This is a genomic window from Macrococcus lamae, assembly GCF_004359545.1.
GTDB lineage: Bacteria > Bacillota > Bacilli > Staphylococcales > Staphylococcaceae > Macrococcus > Macrococcus lamae.
Map to the genome: position 1 here is coordinate 87252 of NZ_SCWB01000005.1, position 22006 is coordinate 109257.

Consider the following 22006-nt stretch of genomic DNA (forward strand, 5'->3'; position numbering starts at 1 on the left):
TTTTATTCCAGATATGTGATTTTCCGCCAGATGTATTCCAAAGGTCCCTGTTTAAACTTCTTCAAATACAGTACAGCAAACAGGATATTCAATATATAAATCAACAGAGCAATTGAATATGTTTCAATGAGGTTCATTCTGCCGAATAACTGGAAACCGTATATAATGATGAACATCAGTATACTTTGTGAGATATAAGTAGTGAAGCTTATTTTGCCTACTTTACTGATCGGTGCCGTCCATTTTCTGAAAAACTCGTTTTCACTCAACAGAACGATTGCGATGATATAGGCCGCTGAAAGAATGATTCCGCCACTGTAAATTGCCACCGTATCAAGACTGTAGCGTCCGTAATAAATAATAGGCAGGCTTTTAATAGCAAGACCTATTATAAAAGCTACGGCAGCAATCAGTATGGATAACTTCTTGTAACGGACGATACGCTCAAATAAATTCACCCTTTTCGCAAACATGCCGATTAATATGAGCGGCAGCAGCGAAGTCGCACGAAATAAAAATGAATTAATGTCCGAAATAAAGAAATAAGTGAGGAAGTTATCAGTAGTCAAACCGATGATCTGACTTAAATCATGACTGTTCAATACATTCATCATATATTCAGCAGCATTTGGATTGCTCTTCATATAGTCAAGGTCCGGCCGCTGCAGCGCAAATGACAGCGTCGGCACCCAGTAAAGCGCTGCATAGAGCAGCCAGAGAACGATAGCAGCAATCAGACTGAACGAACGGTCCAAATACAGAAATATTGCGCCGATAAGTGTCACGATGGCATATGACTGAAGGATGTCTCCAGAAAAAATCAGCATGCCATGAATCACACCGAATATCACCATAGCAATCAATCTTCTATAGACAATGGGTAGAAATCTTCTCGCTCTTCTTCTTGCACTGTCATGCATCATCGCGAGACCATAGCCAAATAAAAAAGCAAAGATCGGATAAAATGAATTTTGCACGAATAGAATTTCGAAATTATGCAGTATTCGGTTCCATCCATGCTGGAACATGACATATGGATTCATATGAAACGTATCGTGAGAGAAACCTATAATATTCATCAGAATAATTCCGAATAAACTGAACCCTCGAAGGACGTCTAAACTATATATACGATCTTTTGTCATAGTGACACCAGAACTATATGACCTCTATTAATCATTGCTCATGTCCTTCTTCCCTATTGAAATAAAGATGGTAATGTTTACTGCACCGCGGATTAAACAATGCATGACAATGCGGACAATGCGTTGACACTAAATATTCGTTGATTGTCAGTTCTTCTTTACAGTGACCACATAAGATTGCTTTAGTGTCCCATTCACTTTCTGGCCAGGTTACAGTCACATGTGATTCAGCTTCGGAATGACACTGGTAGCATGGATAATATTTATTGCAGCATTTAAATTTAATCGCAATAATATCTTCGTCTTTATGATAATGGATACATCTTGTTTCATCATCAACTGTACGACCATAGACTTTAATCATAATAGGCAATTCCTTCTATCTCAAGCAGCTGACGTTTAATAGGCAGTCCTCCAGAGAAACCGGTTAATCTGCCGTTCTTACCCATAATGCGATGACACGGAATCGCGATCATCACAGGATTGCGACCGATAGCTCCTCCTACTGCCCGAACTGCTGATTTACGATTAATTCTTTCAGCAATCTCACCGTAAGTCATAGTTTCACCATAAGGAACAGCAAGCAGCTGTTCCCATACTTGACGTTGAAACGATGTCCCTCGTAAATCATAAGTCCAGTCAAATGATGTAATCTCACCTTTGAAATATTTTTTTATGTCAGCTAAATAGCGGCTGTTATGAGCATCAGCTTCTTGTCCTGAAACGATGTTCTCATCTACTTGTTTGATCAGCCATTCTTCTACTAACTGTTTTTCTGCGTTACCGAAATAACAGACGCCTTTGTCTGTTGAAGCCATATAATAACGATTGGCATCATCGTTCCATTCACTTAAATAAATCATATACTCACCCTTAAAATTGATTTGATACTTTAAATGCCGGACGTTCCATATCTATATGCGGGATTATATCTTCAAGATAAACATCAGATACTGCTTTAAATCCATACGAAGCATAGAAATCATGAAGATGTGCCTGACCTTGCAGATGCATCGGTGTATGGGCGTGATGTGTCTTAATATAGCTCAGTACTTTCTCCATCAGTATTCTGCCTGCTCCGTTGCCGCGTGCACTTTGTGCAACAATCACTCTGCCGATATGCAGCTGCTGGTCATCAATAATCAATCTCGCATAACTAAGCACGTTATCGTCTTCCCAGTCAAAGATGTGAATGGCCTGAAGGTCTTTGTCATCGATTTCTGGATAGGCACACTGCTGTTCAACGACAAACGTATCCACACGTAATTTATAAATTTTAAACAGCTCGAACGTTGTCAATCTATTGAATTCTTTAAATTTCCACATCACATACACCTCTCGCTTTTCTTTATTCTACTATATTCATGTTCGACTTACTTGAATTTTAAGCATAATTCATTCAATTTCGGGTAAATAGATATTAACTGGTTTTTGAGGAGAAGTGATTATGGGGAAAGTATTAGTAGTCTCAACTAACGTAGAAAAATATGATACAACAGACCGCGCTACAGGCGTCTGGCTTGGTGAAGTCACTCACTTCGTTGAAGAAATAGCAAAGGCAGGTTATGAAATTGACTATGTCAGTCCAAAAGGTGGGTATGTGCCGATTGATCCAGCCAGCTTAAAAGCAGCTAATGCAACAGACTGGAAATGGTACAGCAATGATTTATTCAAGCACCGCGCATTAGCCGCTACGTTATCGCCTGAAGAAGTTAATCCGCATGATTATGCAGCTGTTTATTTCGCAGGTGGTCACGGCGCAATGTGGGACTTTAAGAATAATCAGCAGTTAAAACAAATCGCTGAAACTATTTATGCTGACGGAGGATATGTTACTGGCGTCTGCCATGGCGTTGTAGGTCTAGTCAACTTAATTGACCGTCATACAGGTAAACGCATCATCGAAGGTAAAAAAGTGACCGGTTTCAGTACAATGGAAGAGCGTTTAAACGGCACTAAAAAGTATATGCCTTATTTAACTGAAGATGCAATGACTGCTTCAGGAGGTAAATACAAAGCTAAACTGCCGATGAAATCACATGTACGTATAGCAGGACGGGTGATTACTGGTCAAAACCCTCCTTCTGCAAAGAAAGTCGGCGAAAAATTAGCAGCTGCTCTTCAGCAATAAAAAAATCCGATTAAACACTAGTTATTAGTGTTTAACCGGATTGCTACATATTTAGTATCTATAGTAACCTGTAATTGATCCGCTGACATAGGATACTGGACGTTGTCCAACACCTTCAGCAGGATTTAAAGCATCGACCATCTGACCGCCACCGATGTATACACCAACGTGTGATCCGCCGTTAAAGAATACTAAGTCTCCAGGTTGTGGTGCAGAGACGGGTGTACCTGCTGCCATTTGAGCGTATGTTGTACGTGGCACTGATTTTCCAAGTGCTGCTAATACTTGCTGAGCAAATGATGAACAATCAACTTGAGTCGCTGTGTTCCCACCATAAACGTAAGTACGTGATGCAGCCATGCTATTTGCAAGTGCCGCAATATTGTTGTAGACGCTTGCTGTTGCTACTGCTTTCTTCGCTACAACTGTTTGATCCATCGTTCTCACTGCAGGAGATGAAGCGAACTGGTTAGAAGCAGTATTATTAGTTACAGTATTAGATAATGCTGGTGCAGTCGCAGTATATGACGCTGTTGGCGCAGTAGTAGTATAAGCATAAGAAGTTGTTACCGCTGAAGTTGAAACAGCATTGCCGTTCCCGTGAGCTGCCGCATCTGCATGATTTGTTCCAAGTGCTGATAAGCTTGCGAGTGTCGTTAATGTAATCATCGTTTTTTTCATTGATAAAATTCCTCCAATATTTATATGAATCATTTGTAATTAATTGATAAGGTGTCAGCTGTTTTTCTAAGACAAGATGAATCATAACACAGCATATCGGTGAAAAGGACGATGTTATAGTATTGTTATCTCATTGCAAATATTATTTCTGCTCATGTAATAAAGAAAAAATTTCACTATTCGCCTGTCTAAGCCGTACTAGCAGCATCGACATTCTACATTTTTCCAGAATCTTACCAATAATAGACAAAAATATTACAGCACTTGTCTTCATACTGTAATCAAAAAAATTAGTATATTAATATAAAAAAATCCCTTCGCTCCATCGCGAAAGGATTGAATAATTTAGTATCTGTAAAAACCAGTAATTGAACCGTGAATATAATAGATTGAACGCTGTCTAACACCTTCATACGGGTTTAAGGCATCTACCATCTGACCATTACCAATGTATACACCAACGTGTGATCCACCATTGAAGAATACTAAGTCTCCAGCTTTAGGGCTGTAAACAGGTTTACCTGCTCTCATTTGAGCATAAGTCGTTCTAGGGACATTTTTACCAACAGCACGCATTACTTGTTGTGCAAATGATGAACAGTCTACCGCGTAGCTGTTGTTTGCACCATATCGATAGACACGATTTGCTGCGATGCTTCTCGCAACGGATGCGACATTTCTTGATGATTTTTTATATTTAACTGATTTCTTTTTAGTAGCTGCGTCTGCGTCATGTGTGGGAACAGCAATTCCTGTCGTTAATAAAGCTGCTGTAGTTAAAGCTAATACTGTCTTTTTCAATTTTATATTCCTCCGAATTTTGGTTGATTGGCTTTCTTAGCTTGTCTCTTTTTTAAGTTGAGATAAGCATAGCACGACAAAATACAAAATAATCCATTGTCATTTATTTGTTACATAAGTGATATACAATTCGTGTTTATATTACAAAATGAATTCACCTATTGACTAATGTCACTATTAAGTGAAATCGTTTGTACTGTAAGGACGGACTACCAGTTAATATAGAATAACAGCGTACAGTGATTAGAAATATTACAAAATGAGTATTACAGTATGTCATCATATTATTTCACATTAAATAAGTCGGAGGGATAGTATGGGTTTTAATTATGACCAGGATTTTAAAACCATAGATTTCCGGAAACATCCAGAGCTTTACGAAGTCGGTCGTGGTGAGCAGGGCGTGCTGCTGGTAGAACCTTATAAAGGTGAAATATTGCCGCACTGGCGGTTTAAGACGCCGGAAATCGCTAAAGAATCGAGCGCTCAAATTTATGAGTTATATGAAAACTATAAAAAAGAAGAAGACTTTGTCGGTATGGATATGGCACGAAAATTCATTCAGATGGGATATACACGTTCTATGCGCTATGCTCACCATAAATCCGGCAGAAAGTATGATGACGATAAAAAGGTTCTACCTAATGAAGATGATGATATTAAACGTCAGTCTGCGCTGATCTTTAAAAAATACTGGGATCGCATTCGCGCAGATGAAATATACCAGCAGATGAAAAAAGACCACAATGCAAAATATAAGAAATAACACTTAAAACGACACATAAAAACGCCCTGGACACTTTTTACAAGTAGTCAGGGCGTTTGTTATTGAAGACTCGCATTAATGATTACCGGTCAGCGAGCTTTTCTGTGCGGTCAACTAAGTACTTTGAATCCAATGTTTTAGCAAGCAGTTTCGTCTCGAAACCGAACAATGTCATCACTATAATATGGATTCTCGCCTGTGTTAATTTGTAGATAAACCATGGTAATGTCGGTTCATATTCATGAATGGCGATAAGACATTCATTCTTATCAAGAACGCGTCTGAATTCTAGTCTAGCACGTCCACCTTCAACAGATTTGGCAAACTTGCCTCCTCTAATATAGAATAGCACCCGGTTTTCATCGGAACGTTCTTTAGATTTTTCAAGAATAAGAATAGGGTCCTTAAAAATCGGCAGGCTAATCATTAATTTTTCATTTTCAATTGAAGTATTAATGAAGGAGTAACCGATACGGGATAACCAGTTCGCATAGTAATTAGCTGTCTGATCGATTGTCCAGCTTGATGGAATCATTATACGCTGTACAGATTTCACATCACTCTTCTTCAGTTCCTCACCAATTGATTTCGATTTCTTCTTATCTTCCTTGCTGTCTTTCTCTTCTTCCAGTGATTTTCTAATGCTTTCTTTTATCGGAGTCGGTGCATTAGAAATACCTTCGACATAATGCGCTTTGCTTGGCACCATATCGTGAACAAGACTGTCAAGTAACGGATAGACAAGCTCTTTCGGTTCTCCTGCTACTAATCTGACCCAGAATTTTGATAATGCAACCGGAATAAATGGTAGATCAACCATCGGCAGTTTCTTGTCCATGACTTCCGCCGTCTGTCTGAACATGTCCTTATAAGTGGTCACTTCATGACTGATGTCGATGACTTCATTCTTCTGGCTATCGCGGTCAACAAGTTGAGATAACCCTGCTACTACGTCTTCTAGTGCGACTGGTGCTGTTTTACTGTAAGCCCATTTAGGCAGTACAAGTGCAGGCAGTCGCTCAGTCAGCTTTTTAAGAATCGGGAATGACGAACCTTTCGGACCGATGATCAGTCCCGCTCTTAATATCGAAACAGGTACACCATATGAGCCGAGAATCTTCTCACATTCCCTGCGGCTCCATAAATGATCTGACAGATTCTCTTCGTCCTCATCCGGCGGCATAATCCCGCTCATGAAGATAATATGTTTTACCCCTTTTGTTTTAGCAGCACGACCGAAGTTGTCCGCCAGTATAGCATCCATGTCAACGAAGGAAGCTTGTGTCAGTTTGGCTGATGGCATCATCGAGTGCACAAGATAAATAGCGGTATCTATCCCTTCCATCGCTTCTTCCACATCTTTTAGTGAGAACAAGTCCACTTTTTTCCATTCGACATTGTCTTCGTTCTCTTTATTTTTAGTGCTGCGTGAGGCTGCAACGATGTCGTGATCTTTTTTCAGTTCTTTCAGTAAGTGACCTCCGATATAACCTGAAGCTCCTGTCAATAATACTTTAGCCATAATAATCGTCTCCTATAAATCAATGAATATATTATATATACCCACGTTAAAAGACAGTATTCAATTTACTGACTATAGCAGCCTTTTTCTTAAATTTTCTTAAACCTTCCTATAATTTCTCGCCGAACGGAAAGTCTGTGATAAGATCGATTTAATGAAACAGAAAGAAGGTCATTTATGGACATCAAGATGACAGCACTAGAAGCTTACAAAAGATTTTGGACACAGGCCTTCGTGCTAGACGAACGCGCCCGACGAAAAGAGTTCTGGGTTCCTTTTATCATACACTTTGTTCTGACGATACTTTTGTTTATCGTAATAATGCTGATTACTGACAACTCAGATAAATGGCTGACAAGAGTTCAAATAATGACTGACATTGTACTTGCCATTCCTTTTTTCTCTGTGACATTCCGTCGATTACAGGATTTGAATCTTACAGGGTGGCTCGCATTACCCACGTATATCATCACTACAATTTACAATGTGACCGAATACATGGAACTAGATACTTCAGCAGAAGATGCAGTATCATTCTGTTATTTTGTCGGTGCACTGCTGTTTTTCGCTGCGCTGACGTTTGACGGGACAGAAGGGCCTAACCGTTATGGTCATGACCCAAGAGAAATCATCGATGAATTCAACCCGAAAAAATAGTTGATTCATTTCAATTTTATCTTACTTGCAAGTAACTTTTGATCAACGGTAATTCCTGAGCCAGCAGCTGTTTTTGTGTTAAGCCGGCAGAATGTTCTCCCCAGAATGATAGAGCAGAGCCTGAAATGCGCGGTGCAGTGACAGAATAGTAATAATTCCCTTTCTGATGAAACCGATTGGGTTTATAGAAAGACTTGATGTAAATGGACTGCCCTTTAATCGTTCGGGAACTATAGGTCGAAGACGGTATGAAATATAAAGACATGGAATTGTAGTTATAGACATTAAAACCTTTATTCGTAAATTCCTCAACAGACACATTCGATCCATTTGAACGTCCACCGTTCTGTGCCCAGTATAGAATGGATAACGAACGATGAAGCTTGCTGAGTCCGGTGCTCGTAATACTGTCATTCCAGATCTGCGGTTTGTAACCTTTGTACATTGTATAGTCTGCCAAAGTGTTGATATATCTGATTAAATAAGACTGATAAGAAAAGGCACCTGGAACTTCATCTCCTCCGATGACAATTCTCTGACTGCCTCTATACTTAGGCTGTTCAAACTGCTTCATCACTTCAGAGAGCAGCGCTTTGGAATGTGTGACTGCCGCTTGATTATCAAAATAATTGACAACTGATGAATCAAAATCTGCAGCGATACGTTCATTTTTTTTAAGCCTTGGTTTTACTTTGGATAGCCATGCTTTTGAATGAGCGGGCATGTCGATATCAGGAATGACTAAAATTGAGCGGTCATTGCTGTACTTAATGAGTTCTTTTAATTCTTTGGAGGTTAAATACTTGGAATTGGTTTTAGTGCTGGTTTGTTTTAAATACGGGGATGCAATGCCATAGTTCTTGTTATCGGAAAAGTGCAGCTGTAAATACGTGCCGTTTCCTCTCTTCAATTCATCAACTACGGCTTTTAACGTGGTGAGCGAGTGATACTTACGGGCAATGTCAATATTGACGCCTTTGTCAGCGCCGGGTGCTACACCAGATTTATCCATTATTGGATAGGTGCCTGTGGACATAAGCAGAAACGATAATAAAACTTTACTTAACATTAGCAGCTCCTCTATTTTTATATGTGCTAAATTTATGATTGACCGTCGCCAATCACTAGATAAATTTACTACATTTTACATGGTTTTTCACTATATTTTTTTGTGTAATTTTAAATTTTTAAAAACTACCCTGTACATCTTTCGTTGAAAAAACATAGCAAATCTTTACTAATAGTCAAAAAAGTTATTGTTTGTTAAGTGTAATAGCATATATTATAGTTTAATTATCATTAAAGGAGGGATACAATGAATCAGACATTTAAAATTGGTGCATGGCGTTTTGAGGCAAAAGTAACAGGAGAATCTGAAGGACAGCTGGTGTATAATGAAGCATCTTTCGTGTTGATGGATTCATTCAGCCAAGTCACTGCGTATATTTCAGTGAAAGATGAGAAACTAGTGTTTCATTCTATCGGTCATATGACAGAAGTTACAGTTGATACTGAGAATAAAAATGTTTTAATACATGTAAAAGAGTATGGCTCTGAAATAGATGATCAGGCAGAAGCAGATGGTGCATACCACTAACTTAAAAGTTCAACAAAAAAAGACTGAGAAACACCTCAGTCTTTTTTTGCTATACTTCGTGACTTACTTCTTCGCTTTTCTTCACTAAATGCAGTGTCTTTGAGACATCATCATTTACTTTTTTAAACAGTTCTTCATTGTCGCCTAATTTCTGACCATATGAAGGAACCATCTCTTTAATTTTTTCTTCCCATTCAGGCATATAATCTTTGAAACAGTTATTAAGTACATTCAACATGACATGAACAGCAGTAGAAGCACCTGGCGACGCACCAAGTAGTGCTGCAACACTTCCGTCTTCAGAACTGATGACTTCTGTACCGAACTGAAGCGTTCCTTTGCCTTCCTCTGTATCTTTAATGACCTGAACACGCTGACCGGCTACAACGATTTCCCAGTCTTCTGCTTTAGCATTTGGAACGAATTCACGTAATTCTTCCATACGATCATCATGTGACTGGATGACCTGGCTGATCAAATACTGTGTCAGCCTCATCTCTTTAGCACCGGCAGACAGCATCGTCAATACGTTGTTCGGTTTGACAGAACCGATCAGATCGAAGTAAGACCCTTCTTTCAGGAATTTAGGAGAGAAACCGGCATACGGGCCGAATAGTAATGACCGTTTACCGTCAATATAACGTGTATCCAGATGCGGTACAGACATCGGTGGCGCTCCTACTTTCGCTTTGCCGTATACTTTGGCTTCATGTTGATTAATAATTTCTTCATTGTTACATACTAAGAATAAGCCGCTGACAGGGAATCCGCCGACATGCTTGGATTCAGGGATATTTGTCTTCTGCAGTAACGGCAGACTGTAGCCACCTGCGCCGATGAAGACGAAACGCGCAGAGTGTTCTTCAGTCTTATTCGTTCTGTCATTATGAACTTTCACTTTCCAGCCGCGGCCGTCCCGTTTCAAGTCTTTTACTGTATGCTTGTAGTTCAGTTCAACGTTTTGTTCAGCGAGCAGATTGAAGAGATCATGTGTCAACTGACCGAAATTGATGTCTGTACCAGAATCCATCTTAGTGATAGCAATCTGATCTTCAAGATCACGACCCTCCATCATGACTGGCACCCATTCCTTCAATGTTTCATGGTCTTCAGAAATCTCCATACCGCGGAACAGGGGATTGTCCTGCAACGCAGCAAGACGGCGTTTTAAGAAGTCGATATTCTCCTCGCCTTGCACAAAACTCATATGCGGCACTGTTTTAATAAAGTTTTCAGGGTTTCTCAGTTTCCCTTCTTTCACTAAATGTGCCCAGAACTGTTTGGATAACTGGAACTGTTCATTAATGTTCAAAGCTTTACTGATATCGATATTGCCGTCAGCGCCTTCAGTCGTATAGTTAAGTTCACATAATGCTGAGTGCCCTGTTCCTGCATTGTTCCATGCATTGGAGCTTTCAAGAGCTGGTGCATCCAACTGTTCAAACATCTTTATATTAAGTTCAGGCTTTAACTCTTTTAATAATACGCCGAGCGTTGCACTCATGATTCCGCCACCTATTAAGATGACATCTGTTTTAGTAGAACTGCTGTTAACGTAATTGCTCATAACCTTGTTGCCTCCCGAAATAAATATCACACGCTGTGATAGCGCTTTAACTCATATCTATCATTATAGACCTTTTACAGGAAATACAATAGGGGAACACTCAACTTTATGATTAAAATTGAATACGGTTACAGATTAATTTTTATATTTAGAATGAATCAGCATATTGATAAACATGGCAGTAAGTGTGACAGCGAACAGAATCACGAACCATGATTCAGACAATACTTTCAATCGGTCGACTAAAGATAGTTCTTTCACCGGCTCAGCCTTAGTGACTTCAGGTTTCATCGTCGCCCCATCTTTTGTAGTTCGTTCAGCGTAAATGAGCAGTCGCTCTTTGCCGGACGGTGTACACGTGAGCAGTGTCAAAATATCCTTCCCTTTTCTAACGGCCATCGCCTCTACCTGGTCGGGCATTACAATGATTCGGTCAAATACTTTGTAGTAAAGTGTTTCCTTGAAGTTGTTGACGATGATTTTGTCACCATTTTTCAACCGATCAATATGTGTGAACCACTCGTGATAAGGCGAATAACTATGTGCAGCAAGCACGCTGTTAGTCGAGCGACCACCGACTGGAAAACTTGTTCCTGCCACCCTTGACACACCGCGGTCCAGGTTTTCTGGAGTCGCCTGATCATAGACAGGATAATGCAGCTTTAAAGCGGGTATCTTCACCGTCGCTATGACATCATCTGCCATCATCTGCTCATCGCTCGTATCATTTTTCTTTACTTTAACTGCCGGAGACTCGATTGACTGACCTTCTGCAATCTGACGGTTATAATCACGAAACTGACTGTATTTGATCTTCTGGTCTTTCGATTCCACCTGGAACTGTTCGTCCATAGCATCAGACTGGTTCGACATATTGTAGTTGTAATATACTTTAGCAATCAATGGGTAACTAAAAATCACCAGACCTACTAGAAACAAGATGACAGCTAGTCCTCTTCTCATCGCTTCTTCCGCTTACGCCATGCGCGATACAGCAAATATAAAATGATTGCGACAGCGATACCGATCAAGTAATTCTTATACACATTCAGGAACTTATACCACCACGGCTCCTTCACCGCCGCGTGCTGTTTCGCCACTTCAGGCGTATAAGGTACACGGTGAGCCGTCACAATTAAACGGTGAGAGTTAACCATATACGGTGTACATGTTAACAGTGTCAATTGATCCTTCCCTTTAACAATTCGGAGCGGACTGAAATTATTTGGTTTAATTACTTTAATCCGGTGGACTTTGTAAGCAAGAACCCCTTTAATGTTATGAACGTAGATCATATCGCCCTTTTTCATCTTGTCAAGGTCGGTAAAAAGCTTCTTATCCGGTAGACCACGATGCCCTGTAATAATTGAATGTGTCGATTCCCCGCCAACAGGCAGTGACGTATTTTCAAGATGACCAAGCCCCTGCTGCAGCACACGCTCAGTCGTTCCTGCAAACAGTGGAAGATCCTGATGAATTCTCGGAATCTCAACGTGACCCATCTTCTCATGAACTTCAAGCATCTTCGCGTACTCTTTCTTGCCTGCCGCCTCCTCATCACTACTGTAAGCATCGTGCAGCACTTCATTGCCGTTCAATGATTCATTGTAAGCGCGAGCCTTATTAATTCGAGCGTCAATCTCTTTATCAGAAAGCAGTTCGACTTCCTTATTGAAATCGTTCACTTCAGAACTGGATTCATAATCATAGTAAACAGCGCTGATCATTGGGTAGAGAAGAATACCGAGACCAACAATGAAAATAACAGCAAATATTAAATTAGATAGCCAACGATTTTTCTTGGATTGTTTCTGTTTGTTGTCAGAGCTCAAAATCGCTCTCCCTTCCTATAAAAAATAAGGCAGACCAAAGTCCACCTCATTCATTATATAACAATTAAGCTTGTCTTCTTCTAAAGAACACTAATGCTGCAACCATTAATGCAAGACCGATGACAGTGAAGATGATTGTACCCATACCACCTGTCATAGGAAGTGTAGTTTTTTTGTTGATAACTTCTTGTGGAGCTGCATCAGTCAATGTAGCTGCTGTTGGATCAGCATAGTAAGAAGTAGAGTTTACAGTGAAAGATGTTACAGGGTTTGTTGGTAATGAATAACCAGCAGGAGCTGTGACCTCTTCAATCTGGTAATCTGTTGAACCAGCGTTGTCAGAACCATCTGCACCATATGATAAACCTTTTACTTCAAATGAACCATCTGCTGCTGAAGTAAATTTAGTTGCATCATCTTTAGAATCAACCCATGTTACTTTTAAATCTGACCCTTGGACTAAATATTTACCTTCAGCATTTTTAATAACAAATACTGCACCTTGTAAGTTTTCACCAGAACCATCAGTTTTAACGAATTTTTTTCCGCCTGTGTATACTTTAGGAACATCCGTTGTAGGAACTTCAGGAACATCTACAGGAGGATTTGTTCCACCTGGCTCAGTTGTTACGCCGTGACCATTGTCAAAGTTGATTGTTGCATTATTTGTGATTGGTAATCCCATTACTGCTGTATCATTGATAACTGTTGGAATGAAGATGTTAAGTTTTGCAGCATCTCCAGCTGCAGCTAATGCTTTACGACCTGCATCAGTAAAATCTACAACTACTTTACCATCTACATAAGTAACGGTATAGTCTGTACCAGCAGTAAGCGCTGTGCCATTTACTTCTACAGTAACTTTATCAGTTCCTGCAAATGTTAATTGTGAAGCAATTGTATCTGAAACAGTGAATTTAGCGTACTCATCAATACCTTTTGGTACTGAAGGCTGGATGATCCAGTTGAACTCATCGCCGACATTGAATGAAGCCGATTTTGTACCATCTGTTTTTACATCTTTATCAATAGTTGGAAGATCTTGCAATGTGTTTTTAGGGAAAACATGTAAATCCGTGATAAAACCAGTACCCGCTTCATTTGTAAGAGGTAATTCAAGACCGAAAGGAACAGCATTTGCTGTTTTAACAGCAGTTGTTTCATCTTCAATGAACCAGTAGAAACCTTCTGCTAAACTTGGAACTGTTGTCGTACCATCTGCTGCTGTTTTAGCTGTAGTCCCTGTTTTTGAACCGACTAATGCTTCTACTTCAGCTAATGTATCGTAGCTGCCAGGTGCAGCTTTCATTGTTTCTAATTGATCTTTAGTAACATTCCAGTAAGTGAATGAAATATTAGAGATCGGTTGAGAACCTTCTGGTGCTGTACCATTAACTAATTGATCGTATGTTGCAGTTGTTTCTGTTGAACCAGTTACTTTATGGATTGTTAGGTTTGTAGCAGGACCTGCTGCGAATGCGTTTGTTAACGGTGCAAGCAAGTTAACAAGTAAAGCTAGGATGAAGATGAACGAAAAGCGTTTGACTAAATTAGACATTGAATGTCCTCCTTTTATTTGGTGTTCTATTTTTTAAAACTATATTAATCGTCATTAAGACGTTAATTCCTTCTGCGTTTAAACCATAATGCAAGTGCAATTAGTACAATACCGATGACTGTGAAAAGAATTGTACCCATACCGCCAGTGTTAGGCAGTATCGCTGTATTGCTGGCGTTCGGGACTTTAATCGTTACTGTTGTCCCATCTTTGACCGTCACATTAATCGGTGTCTGGTTCAAACGATAACCGGATGGTGCTTTTGTTTCTGTCAGTGTGTAGTTACCGAGATTCAAGTTCGTGAATGAGATGATACCACTGGCAGGCGTAGTCTGAGTTGCAATCACCTTACCCGTCGAATCCTTCAGCACGAAAGCAGCTCCAGCAAGCCCCTTGCTTTCATCACCACTCTGGTGTTTCAGAACATCAATTCTACCGAGTATCTTCGTATTAATGACCTTAAACATGTTTGTTCCGGTATAAACCGTCCCATTAACCGTAATCTTACCGTCAGAAGCAATCACTACTGTATAAACTGCAGCATCTTTACTGTAACCAGCCGGAGCAGAGGTCTCAGTCAATGTATAAGTGCCTTTCTTCAGCTTGTCAAAGCTAACAAGCCCAGAAGAAGTAGACGTTTGACTTATCACACTACCTGCTGAATCCTTCAGTTCAAAGACCGCACCGGCAAGCGGGTTGTTGCTGTTATCAAGTTTATTGAATATGAAATCATATACAGGACTTGTCGCACGAGCTTCCGGTACTGGATATTCATGAATAACAGAACCAGTTGCCGTCGTATTCAACGTCGTCTTGCCATTCATTGCATACCACTGATTATCCACGAAACTCGGATCCGTCGTTCTTAACTTCACCTTGTAGTTGATATTCACCCATTCACCCTTGCCAAGCGTCAGCCCATTCAGCTTAATCGTCCGTGTCGCTGCATCATACGTTGCAGTTACCCCGTTCAACAATTCTGGATTCGATGCAGTCAGTGTATAGTCAGATGCATCAAATGTATTGTTCGAACCAAGATTCAAATCGTACATTGTACCGATAGGGTCAGTGACTATGCCGCTAGCAACACTATTGGAAATATTTTGTGATATATTTGCTAAAACTTGCGGCAGTTCCTTAGCGCTATCATTAGTTACATAAGCATTAGCAGGTTTAGAAGCTATTTTCGTAATAACATTATCAACATCACCAGGATATACTCCAGATGTTGAAGTAGCTGTATTTGTATCAATACCTATTGAAAATATTTCAAAGGACGGATTACTAGCTTTTATTAGCTTTGCTTCAGATATAGTAGGTTGACCGTGATCATCAATTAAATAACTATTCAGAGTATAGGATCTAGAAATATATGGTTCTGTATAGCCAGCATATAATCTGTATTCTGCACCATTACCTTTTCTATTATTCAATGAATAATCGAAGGTTTTTATATCCTCTGGTCCTGTTGCAGATGTTCCTAAGTAACTATAAGTCGGTGCCCCATCTGTCAAAACAATCATAATTTTATTTTTTTTTGGAGAAGTGGCGAGCATTGTTGCCCCTTCTCTAATGCCGAGTTGAGTAAATGTTCCAGCTAGTGAGCCTGTTTGATTATTAACAGGAATTCCTGCTTTAATAGTCGTAGCATTATCTGCAAATGTTTGTTTACTAATAATCTCACTAGCATAATTGACAATACCTATTCTTGTTCTGTCTGCTGCTGCTTTAGTTGAATTGCCTTTTGTCACTTCATCAATAAATGAATTGACACTCGTTTTCATATTAGTCCAACGCGATTGACCGTTTGATCCCAGATCACTCATACTACCAGAGTTATCAAGAACCAAAACAATATCAAGAGGATCTTGTGAAACACTTGCTCGTCCCTGCGTTTTCAAGTCAATAGCATATTCATTTGCAGTTTCTGTAGGTTGTGCCGCTTTCCACTGAAATGATTCATTATACTCAACTGGTTGTGGAACTCGGTTTCTATAAAGACCACGTTCATCCCAGCTCATATCTGTTATAGCGCCTTTATAAGTAGGACTTGGTTCAACAATTGTTTTACCTGTTCCTGGTGTACCTGATGTATCAGCAGCAAGAACTGTCGTAGTAGCTGTCGTCTGAGTTCCAGAAACACTTATTGCTGTACCAGTAATTACTGTTCCTGCAGCAAGTGGCCTAAACATTTCTACATAATAAGTTCCATCTGCCGAAGTCTGAGTAGAACCAAGTACTGTCCCCATACTATTTGTTATAGTGACTCTTGAAAATGGTTCAGCTGTTCCTACAACAGCTGTCTGATCGCTGTAAACTTTAGCAATGGAAATCGGAATTTTATCACTAACAGTAACTGTTGTCGAGTCACTTTGACGTTTACCGCTTTCAGTGGCTGTAACAGTTAAAACAGTTCCTGCAGATTGTTTAGGTATAGTAACAGAATAGTTACCTGAACTATCAGCTACTCCTGTTCCTATTTGAGTCGTTCCACTCATAACTTTGACTGTTGCGCCAGGTACGGCTTTACCTGTTACAGTCGTATCAGCAATGGAAACTGAATTAACAGTTGGAGTTGCTGACTTTTCTTTCAAGGTGAAGGTTCCAGTTAAGTTCATTACATAATCAGTACCGCTTGAGGAAATCGTGCCTAATGTAAAACTGTAACTACTCTGATTTAAAGTAGTGATAGGCGTGCTGAACTTTACAGTTGTATTTGTAGAATCTGTGTAAAAAATACTTGTGTAAGCACTTGAAGTACCTTTAGTTACATTAACTGTTGCTGAGTAAGATCCATTTGTAGCAGACATAGTTGTCGGATACTGCAAGTTACTACTTGCTGTTATATTTTTAAGAGATGAATCATAGTTGTATCCGGTATAATTTGAAAATACAAATGTCCAATCAATTTTAGATTGATCAGCTGCCATTACACCTGATAATGTACCTTTGAAAGAGCTACCAGCAGTATAAACATTGCTCGTATACGTATAATCATTTGCTGAATAATTCGTTGATGCCGCTGCAAGTGATGGTGCAGAGGTCATGCTCATTGTGCTGAATGATCTGGTTTTTGGTGCAGTGTAGACGATAGATTGTTCTACCGGATCTGGTTCTGCTGTTGATGGAGCCTCAGTTGTCGGGTTTTCTGTTGTTGGTTCTTCTGTGTTGATGTCTTCGCTCGATGGGTTTTCTGTCGTTGGATCTTCTGTTGTTGCGCCTTCACTCGTCGGTTGTTCTGTTGTCGGTTCTTCTGTTGTTGGGTCTTCGGACTTGGTTACCTCAATGTTGTTATCTGTAACGTCTGTTTTATAACCTTCGATATTCTCTACTTTGATTGCATAGTCAATATTCTGGCCTTCTTCGTTATTAAGTGGTAAATCTGCAATTGTATAGCTCTCTGCATCTGCTGCCACTTCAATCGCATCCATTACTTCGTCAGTTGCTTGGTTGACTGCTTGTACGGTCAGTGGTTTATTCGACTCATTTTTCACAGTGCCTTCAATCTTAGTGGACAAATAGGTCTGTTCAATGTTGTAATCCGTAACCGTAGTCTTATAAGTTCCTAACGGTTCAGTCTTCACTTCATACTGTATCAGTTCGTTATTATCATTCAGTTTTCTAATGTCTTTAAAGAAGTAGGTTTCGTCAGTAGGTGTCAGTGTTTGCTGCTTCACAATAGTGTCTGTATTTTTATCAATCAGATAGATAGTCGTATCTTGAGGTGTCGTTTTAGAAGGAACATCTTTATATGTAAGTTCTCCGCTTATTTCTGTTTTCTGATAGAATGTATCACTTGCTTTAATTGTCTGTTCTGCTGCTGTCGTTGCTAATGTCATCTTATAGTTAGAGTTATTATCATCAGTGATTATTGTTGAAAAATCAAAGCTGATCGGCTTGCTTACCTCTTCCAGTGACAGAATATAGTCTTTAACCGCTGGATCTGGTTGCGTCACTATTATTTTCTTCTCAACCAGAAGGCTATTCAGCTCAGCTACATTAAGTTCATGACCGCCTTCTAATTTTAGACGGATTGTTTTATCACTTAATTTAGTGCCTGGTTTATTTATTTCTACATGCCATTGTACTTTCTGGTCAATTGTTCCTTTTTCTTCTATCGATATAATATCTGTATTATCCGATGTGGAGGAGTTAGAATCTGCCAATGAGATATGATTCAAACTGTCAGTAAAGAGCATATTGAAAATCAAAAGCAGCAAGATGTATATTGTAACTTTTTTAATAATTATTCCTCCCTTCCACTACTTAACTTATAAAATATTACACTTAAAAAATACATATGGCAATACTTAATTATATTTATTGTATACTTTTTATTATAAAATAAGTGCATAATGCATTTTGTTAAAAATTATTTATTATTTAAATATAATGATAATAGTTATTAATATTATTATTTTTGAATTTAATCATTAAATTCATCAATGATAACGATTACAAATAAATCAATTACTTATCTGATATAACTTCTTTGCTACTTTCATTCGTTTTACGAAATATCTGTTAACTTTCCGAAGAATTTGTTAACTTCCAAATTTAACATCTAAATTCATACCCATACTTCTTATAAAACATTAGTAGAAGCCCCTTCCATGTTAAGATAAAGTTAATATAAACTTTGAGACTAACTGTACAAATGCAAAATACAGAAAAAGGTTGTGGTACTATGAATCAAATATTTCTGCAACAGAACTTGCTGACCGATGATTACCTAGTGGAAATTCATCTCTATGATGAAAACTTGAATTCAGTAGATTTCCCGGAGCATTTCTATCATTCTGTCAGCATTCATTTGCATGAGACTTTTGAGATAAATGAATTGATTCAGCTGCTCGCGCACATTAGAACGTCTGAACTGTTGTTGTATCTGCATGATATTCAGCTGAGAGACCAACAGTTATTAGATTCTCTTTATAATTATTTAGCCGAACAGTTCTTGATTGGAAATGTTGTTATGGCTGACGTTGCATGTTTTGTCTTGTTTGATGCTGTTCCCCAGATGGCGGATAATAATAGGAAGCTAATTGAACGGAGTATCATTTCTACAAAGCAGAAGCAGGAAGACGAAGCATTGGAAATGAGAAGGATCAGTGAACTTGAAAAGAACTTAAAAGCAAACCGCGCTTCTTTTTTAAAACATAAGAAGTTATATGAAGATGCAGCAGCTACTATCACTTCATTGGAGCAGAAACATAATAAACAGCAGCATGAACTAAACAATCAGATCAATGAATTGTCATTGAAGTTAGAACGACTTCAACAGTCTTATGATAACCTGGCTGGTTCTAAACTTGGACAGCTCTAGTTGAAATACTGGCAGAATAAGAGATAGAGGTGTGCTATGTATAATGAAGGATTAACAGTCATCATTCCTATCCATCACGGTCGTCAATATATGGAACAATGTTTTCTATCGTTAAACCGACAGTCTTTAGATCCGTCGAAATTTGAAGTGCTTCTTGTCTTTAATGGGGATTTTAGAGAGGATCTGGCATATTTCAATTCAACTAAAAGGAAGTATCATTTTAATTATCTTATTTATACAACACCTGTTGCGAGTGCCGGTCATGCACGTAACATTGCTATTGGCCACGCAGCGTTCTCTCATACAACATTCATCGATATAGATGATTACATCTCAACGAACTATCTTGAGTCGATGTACACTCATCTCGAGAATCGTACTGTCGTCATCAATTCAATAATGGATGTAATTGAAGGCAAGAAAACATCTAGTCTATTAGCGGAAAAGCTTCAATCATATACCGACTTATACAGCATCCATCAACCGCTCACAATCACAGTGTGTAAAGCTATACCGACTGATCTTATCAAACAGCATCGGTTTGTCTCGGAAATGAAAAGTGGTGAAGATGTTGTATTCTTCGTCGACTTTTTTACGCGGCACAAAGTAACTCTTCATATTAACCATGATGCTTATTACTACCGCGTCAAAACGGCTGAATCCGTATCTCGCCAGAAACTGAGTTATGACTTTAATATTAAGCAGCGGCTGAAAAGTTATCAGGAACTGAATAAGCTGCTTACTGACCCCTATCCACGAACAAATACAAGGCTGATCAAAACAAAAATCAATGCTCAGAACATATTTATACTTAACTACTTGAAAGAATATCCTGAGGATTACAATAAAGTGATGGCACAATTTACGAAATATCATTTTCAACATGTCAATACAAATAACATTACTTACGAACTGATTAACCAGCAGTTTCTTGAACTTGTGAAGGAATATCCAGTACGTTTTACCAGCCGGGCAGACGTACCTTCTATTATCAGCAGCTATTTATATAAGTTGTTAAATCCGGATTGTCACTGGACATGCGATATTCAAGATTATGTGGCATTCTCCGTCACATTGCCTGACATACTCTATCAATCACTCGGTCACCATGATGAAACTGCTGATAAGCTATATGCGTTTATAGAAGGGGCAGCAGACGAAATTAAATCCACTTCTTCCATTAAATAAATAAATCTTTATAAGAAAATCCCTTACGACAATTGTCATAAGGGATTCATACTATCTACCTTTCGGATTTTCGCCGTACTTGTTCGTACCGCGAGTGCCGTCAAGAAGGTATAGAACTTTAAATACTATAGCCATCACTAATAAGACAGCTAAAGCAATGAGAGACGTAGTGATAATAGCTCCGGGATCCATTGCAGATTTAACAACGCTGAATAATATCGCAGCAAGACACACTAATGAAACGCCTACCGGCACTAGATTCACCCAGCCGTTGATATTGATATCCTGCAAACGACGAGCACCGACAGTAAAGTTAGGAATCAATAGAATAAGACCCGTAATACCCTGCATTATTTGAGTAGCAGAGCCAAGCTGCTGAGGGTTATTGCCCATATTAGAGTCAACCAGACCCATAATAATATTCAGAACAAATGATAGTAATATATGGACCAACACAGGAATCCAGTATTCTTTCCGTCTCGCTCTTCCCTTCATTACGAAAGCCTTACGCCAGAAGTTCAAGTATGCTTCTTTAAAAGACATCTCTCTATACAATATAATCACTCCTTTTTTATATTAAATTAAGCGTACCATAGTGTTTAGGATATAAATCTTAAAGTTTCCTTAAAAAGTAATTTTACTAGTAGCAAAAAGTCGAATTGCATCAAATGAAGCTCTGATTTGATGCAATTAATTTATAAAACGGTCTGGACATTTAAGTCTCAGACCATTTTAAATTTATTTTGTTCGATGAGTTTCTCTCTTCAGCATCCAATCAGTCGGCAGTGTGAGAATAATTAGAGAGACAACAATAATGGCCATTATCCCTGTACTTCCTACTCCCATCAACCCATTTGTGATCTGATTATCTTTGAATCCACTGAATAGATAATAGATTGTAAACGGAATGAACATAGAATTAAAAAGTAATTGGATCAATCCTATTGTCTTATCACTCAGCCCGATGTCACGGAATCTGCGTACTGCGCTGTTTCTCATTGATAAAAAAATGAAAAAAAGCGGCGGAATGAGAATCAGTAACACCCCTATTGACATGCCATCCCCCGGGTTAAAAAGCCATTCATCTAACGCTAACACACCATATATTAGTAAAATATAGCCGACGATAGAGAAAATACCCGGTACCCAGAACTCAAATCTCGTATCTTTTCCATCACTTGAAAATGCATGAAACCAGAAATCACTTAAACTGTCTTTCACTTTCATGGACTCAC

The 22006-nt window shown here is 39.0% G+C and carries 21 protein-coding genes; 6 read left to right on the forward strand and 15 right to left on the reverse strand.

From position 1 onward, the window contains the following. Positions 1–2: 2 nt before the first annotated feature. From ERX29_RS04200 to ERX29_RS04215, 4 genes are read right to left on the reverse strand one after another with little or no spacing between them, the layout of a single operon-like run. Complete coding sequence (locus ERX29_RS04200; protein WP_133443444.1) at positions 3–1145, reverse strand: DUF418 domain-containing protein; 1143 nt, start codon at positions 1143–1145, stop codon at positions 3–5. 31 nt (positions 1146–1176) lie between these two features. Then, positions 1177–1509: a CHY zinc finger protein gene (locus tag ERX29_RS04205; RefSeq protein ID WP_133443445.1), complete on the reverse strand. Its 333-nt coding sequence runs from the start codon at positions 1507–1509 to the stop codon at positions 1177–1179. Then, positions 1502–2008: a methylated-DNA--[protein]-cysteine S-methyltransferase gene (locus tag ERX29_RS04210; protein ID WP_207999154.1), complete on the reverse strand. Its 507-nt coding sequence runs from the start codon at positions 2006–2008 to the stop codon at positions 1502–1504. Before ERX29_RS04210 ends, ERX29_RS04205 begins: the two co-directional genes overlap by 8 nt. Positions 2009–2018: 10 nt before the next feature. Next, a complete protein-coding gene (locus tag ERX29_RS04215; RefSeq protein WP_133443446.1) occupies positions 2019–2471 on the reverse strand; it encodes a GNAT family N-acetyltransferase in 453 nt (150 codons plus the stop codon). 121 nt (positions 2472–2592) lie between these two features. Here ERX29_RS04215 and ERX29_RS04220 point away from each other — a divergent pair, with 121 nt between their 5' ends. Next, complete coding sequence (locus ERX29_RS04220) at positions 2593–3276, forward strand: type 1 glutamine amidotransferase domain-containing protein (protein WP_207999156.1); 684 nt, start codon at positions 2593–2595, stop codon at positions 3274–3276. 51 nt (positions 3277–3327) lie between these two features. On the opposite strand, the gene ERX29_RS04225 is transcribed toward ERX29_RS04220, so the two are convergent. Both ERX29_RS04225 and ERX29_RS04230 read right to left on the reverse strand, forming a co-directional pair. Then, the gene (locus ERX29_RS04225; protein ID WP_243719968.1) at positions 3328–3957 is read right to left on the reverse strand and encodes a C40 family peptidase; all 630 of its coding nucleotides are present in this window, start codon (positions 3955–3957) and stop codon (positions 3328–3330) included. A gap of 345 nt (positions 3958–4302) precedes the next feature. Further along, positions 4303–4758 (reverse strand): C40 family peptidase, encoded by a 456-nt coding sequence (locus ERX29_RS04230; RefSeq protein WP_279433907.1) that lies wholly within the window; start codon positions 4756–4758, stop codon positions 4303–4305. A 316-nt stretch (positions 4759–5074) separates the two neighbouring features. On the opposite strand from ERX29_RS04230, the gene ERX29_RS04235 reads away from it, so the two are divergent. After that, positions 5075–5524 (forward strand): DUF4385 domain-containing protein, encoded by a 450-nt coding sequence (locus tag ERX29_RS04235; protein ID WP_133443448.1) that lies wholly within the window; start codon positions 5075–5077, stop codon positions 5522–5524. An 82-nt stretch (positions 5525–5606) separates the two neighbouring features. Here ERX29_RS04235 and ERX29_RS04240 read toward each other — a convergent pair whose 3' ends face one another. Beyond that, a complete protein-coding gene (locus ERX29_RS04240; protein ID WP_133443449.1) occupies positions 5607–7046 on the reverse strand; it encodes an NAD(P)H-binding protein in 1440 nt (479 codons plus the stop codon). A 177-nt stretch (positions 7047–7223) separates the two neighbouring features. Here ERX29_RS04240 and ERX29_RS04245 point away from each other — a divergent pair, with 177 nt between their 5' ends. Then, positions 7224–7703: a DUF805 domain-containing protein gene (locus tag ERX29_RS04245; protein WP_133443450.1), complete on the forward strand. Its 480-nt coding sequence runs from the start codon at positions 7224–7226 to the stop codon at positions 7701–7703. Between the two features lie 16 nt (positions 7704–7719). Here ERX29_RS04245 and ERX29_RS04250 read toward each other — a convergent pair whose 3' ends face one another. Then, positions 7720–8772, reverse strand: coding sequence for a family 20 glycosylhydrolase (locus tag ERX29_RS04250; protein ID WP_133443451.1), 1053 nt, complete (start codon positions 8770–8772; stop codon positions 7720–7722). Between the two features lie 246 nt (positions 8773–9018). Between ERX29_RS04250 and ERX29_RS04255 the strand changes: the two genes are divergently transcribed. Next, a complete protein-coding gene (locus tag ERX29_RS04255; protein WP_133443452.1) occupies positions 9019–9300 on the forward strand; it encodes a hypothetical protein in 282 nt (93 codons plus the stop codon). A 49-nt stretch (positions 9301–9349) separates the two neighbouring features. Here the strand turns inward: ERX29_RS04255 and ERX29_RS04260 are convergent, their stop codons facing one another. The 5 genes from ERX29_RS04260 to ERX29_RS04280 all read right to left on the reverse strand — a co-directional run bounded on the left by ERX29_RS04260 (position 9350) and on the right by ERX29_RS04280 (position 18423). Further along, positions 9350–10867, reverse strand: coding sequence for a malate:quinone oxidoreductase (locus ERX29_RS04260; RefSeq protein WP_133443453.1), 1518 nt, complete (start codon positions 10865–10867; stop codon positions 9350–9352). 135 nt (positions 10868–11002) lie between these two features. Next, complete coding sequence (locus ERX29_RS04265; protein ID WP_133443454.1) at positions 11003–11830, reverse strand: class C sortase; 828 nt, start codon at positions 11828–11830, stop codon at positions 11003–11005. Next, positions 11827–12699: a class C sortase gene (locus ERX29_RS04270; RefSeq protein WP_243719969.1), complete on the reverse strand. Its 873-nt coding sequence runs from the start codon at positions 12697–12699 to the stop codon at positions 11827–11829. The genes ERX29_RS04265 and ERX29_RS04270 overlap by 4 nt, the downstream gene beginning before the upstream one ends. A 64-nt stretch (positions 12700–12763) precedes the next feature. Next, complete coding sequence (locus ERX29_RS04275; RefSeq protein WP_133443455.1) at positions 12764–14257, reverse strand: SpaH/EbpB family LPXTG-anchored major pilin; 1494 nt, start codon at positions 14255–14257, stop codon at positions 12764–12766. Between the two features lie 62 nt (positions 14258–14319). Continuing rightward, a complete protein-coding gene (locus ERX29_RS04280) occupies positions 14320–18423 on the reverse strand; it encodes a SpaA isopeptide-forming pilin-related protein (RefSeq protein ID WP_165981064.1) in 4104 nt (1367 codons plus the stop codon). Between the two features lie 521 nt (positions 18424–18944). On the opposite strand from ERX29_RS04280, the gene ERX29_RS04285 reads away from it, so the two are divergent. Further along, positions 18945–19583: a hypothetical protein gene (locus ERX29_RS04285; RefSeq protein WP_133443457.1), complete on the forward strand. Its 639-nt coding sequence runs from the start codon at positions 18945–18947 to the stop codon at positions 19581–19583. Positions 19584–19619: 36 nt separating this feature from the next. After that, positions 19620–20771 carry a glycosyltransferase family A protein gene (locus ERX29_RS04290; RefSeq protein WP_133443458.1) on the forward strand — a complete coding sequence of 384 codons (1152 nt, stop codon included), beginning with the start codon at positions 19620–19622 and terminating at the stop codon, positions 20769–20771. Positions 20772–20822: 51 nt separating this feature from the next. Here the strand turns inward: ERX29_RS04290 and ERX29_RS04295 are convergent, their stop codons facing one another. Both ERX29_RS04295 and ERX29_RS04300 read right to left on the reverse strand, forming a co-directional pair. Beyond that, on the reverse strand, positions 20823–21326 hold the full coding sequence (locus tag ERX29_RS04295; RefSeq protein WP_133443459.1) for a DUF805 domain-containing protein: 504 nt from the start codon (positions 21324–21326) through the stop codon (positions 20823–20825). A 183-nt stretch (positions 21327–21509) separates the two neighbouring features. Next, complete coding sequence (locus ERX29_RS04300) at positions 21510–21998, reverse strand: DUF805 domain-containing protein (RefSeq protein ID WP_133443460.1); 489 nt, start codon at positions 21996–21998, stop codon at positions 21510–21512. Between the last annotated feature and the right edge of the window lie 8 nt (positions 21999–22006).

Bases quoted from the DNA above. Each gene is read 5' to 3' on its own strand.
- ERX29_RS04200 (WP_133443444.1), bottom strand. From the start codon at position 1,145: ATGACAAAAGATCGTATATATAGTTTAGACGTCCTTCGAGGGTTCAGT.
- ERX29_RS04205 (WP_133443445.1), bottom strand. From the start codon at position 1,509: ATGATTAAAGTCTATGGTCGTACAGTTGATGATGAAACAAGATGTATC.
- ERX29_RS04210 (WP_207999154.1), bottom strand. From the start codon at position 2,008: ATGATTTATTTAAGTGAATGGAACGATGATGCCAATCGTTATTATATG.
- ERX29_RS04215 (WP_133443446.1), bottom strand. From the start codon at position 2,471: ATGTGGAAATTTAAAGAATTCAATAGATTGACAACGTTCGAGCTGTTT.
- ERX29_RS04220 (WP_207999156.1), top strand. From the start codon at position 2,593: ATGGGGAAAGTATTAGTAGTCTCAACTAACGTAGAAAAATATGATACA.
- ERX29_RS04225 (WP_243719968.1), bottom strand. From the start codon at position 3,957: ATGAAAAAAACGATGATTACATTAACGACACTCGCAAGCTTATCAGCA.
- ERX29_RS04235 (WP_133443448.1), top strand. From the start codon at position 5,075: ATGGGTTTTAATTATGACCAGGATTTTAAAACCATAGATTTCCGGAAA.
- ERX29_RS04240 (WP_133443449.1), bottom strand. From the start codon at position 7,046: ATGGCTAAAGTATTATTGACAGGAGCTTCAGGTTATATCGGAGGTCAC.
- ERX29_RS04245 (WP_133443450.1), top strand. From the start codon at position 7,224: ATGGACATCAAGATGACAGCACTAGAAGCTTACAAAAGATTTTGGACA.
- ERX29_RS04250 (WP_133443451.1), bottom strand. From the start codon at position 8,772: ATGTTAAGTAAAGTTTTATTATCGTTTCTGCTTATGTCCACAGGCACC.
- ERX29_RS04255 (WP_133443452.1), top strand. From the start codon at position 9,019: ATGAATCAGACATTTAAAATTGGTGCATGGCGTTTTGAGGCAAAAGTA.
- ERX29_RS04260 (WP_133443453.1), bottom strand. From the start codon at position 10,867: ATGAGCAATTACGTTAACAGCAGTTCTACTAAAACAGATGTCATCTTA.
- ERX29_RS04265 (WP_133443454.1), bottom strand. From the start codon at position 11,830: ATGAGAAGAGGACTAGCTGTCATCTTGTTTCTAGTAGGTCTGGTGATT.
- ERX29_RS04275 (WP_133443455.1), bottom strand. From the start codon at position 14,257: ATGTCTAATTTAGTCAAACGCTTTTCGTTCATCTTCATCCTAGCTTTA.
- ERX29_RS04285 (WP_133443457.1), top strand. From the start codon at position 18,945: ATGAATCAAATATTTCTGCAACAGAACTTGCTGACCGATGATTACCTA.
- ERX29_RS04290 (WP_133443458.1), top strand. From the start codon at position 19,620: ATGTATAATGAAGGATTAACAGTCATCATTCCTATCCATCACGGTCGT.
- ERX29_RS04300 (WP_133443460.1), bottom strand. From the start codon at position 21,998: ATGAAAGTGAAAGACAGTTTAAGTGATTTCTGGTTTCATGCATTTTCA.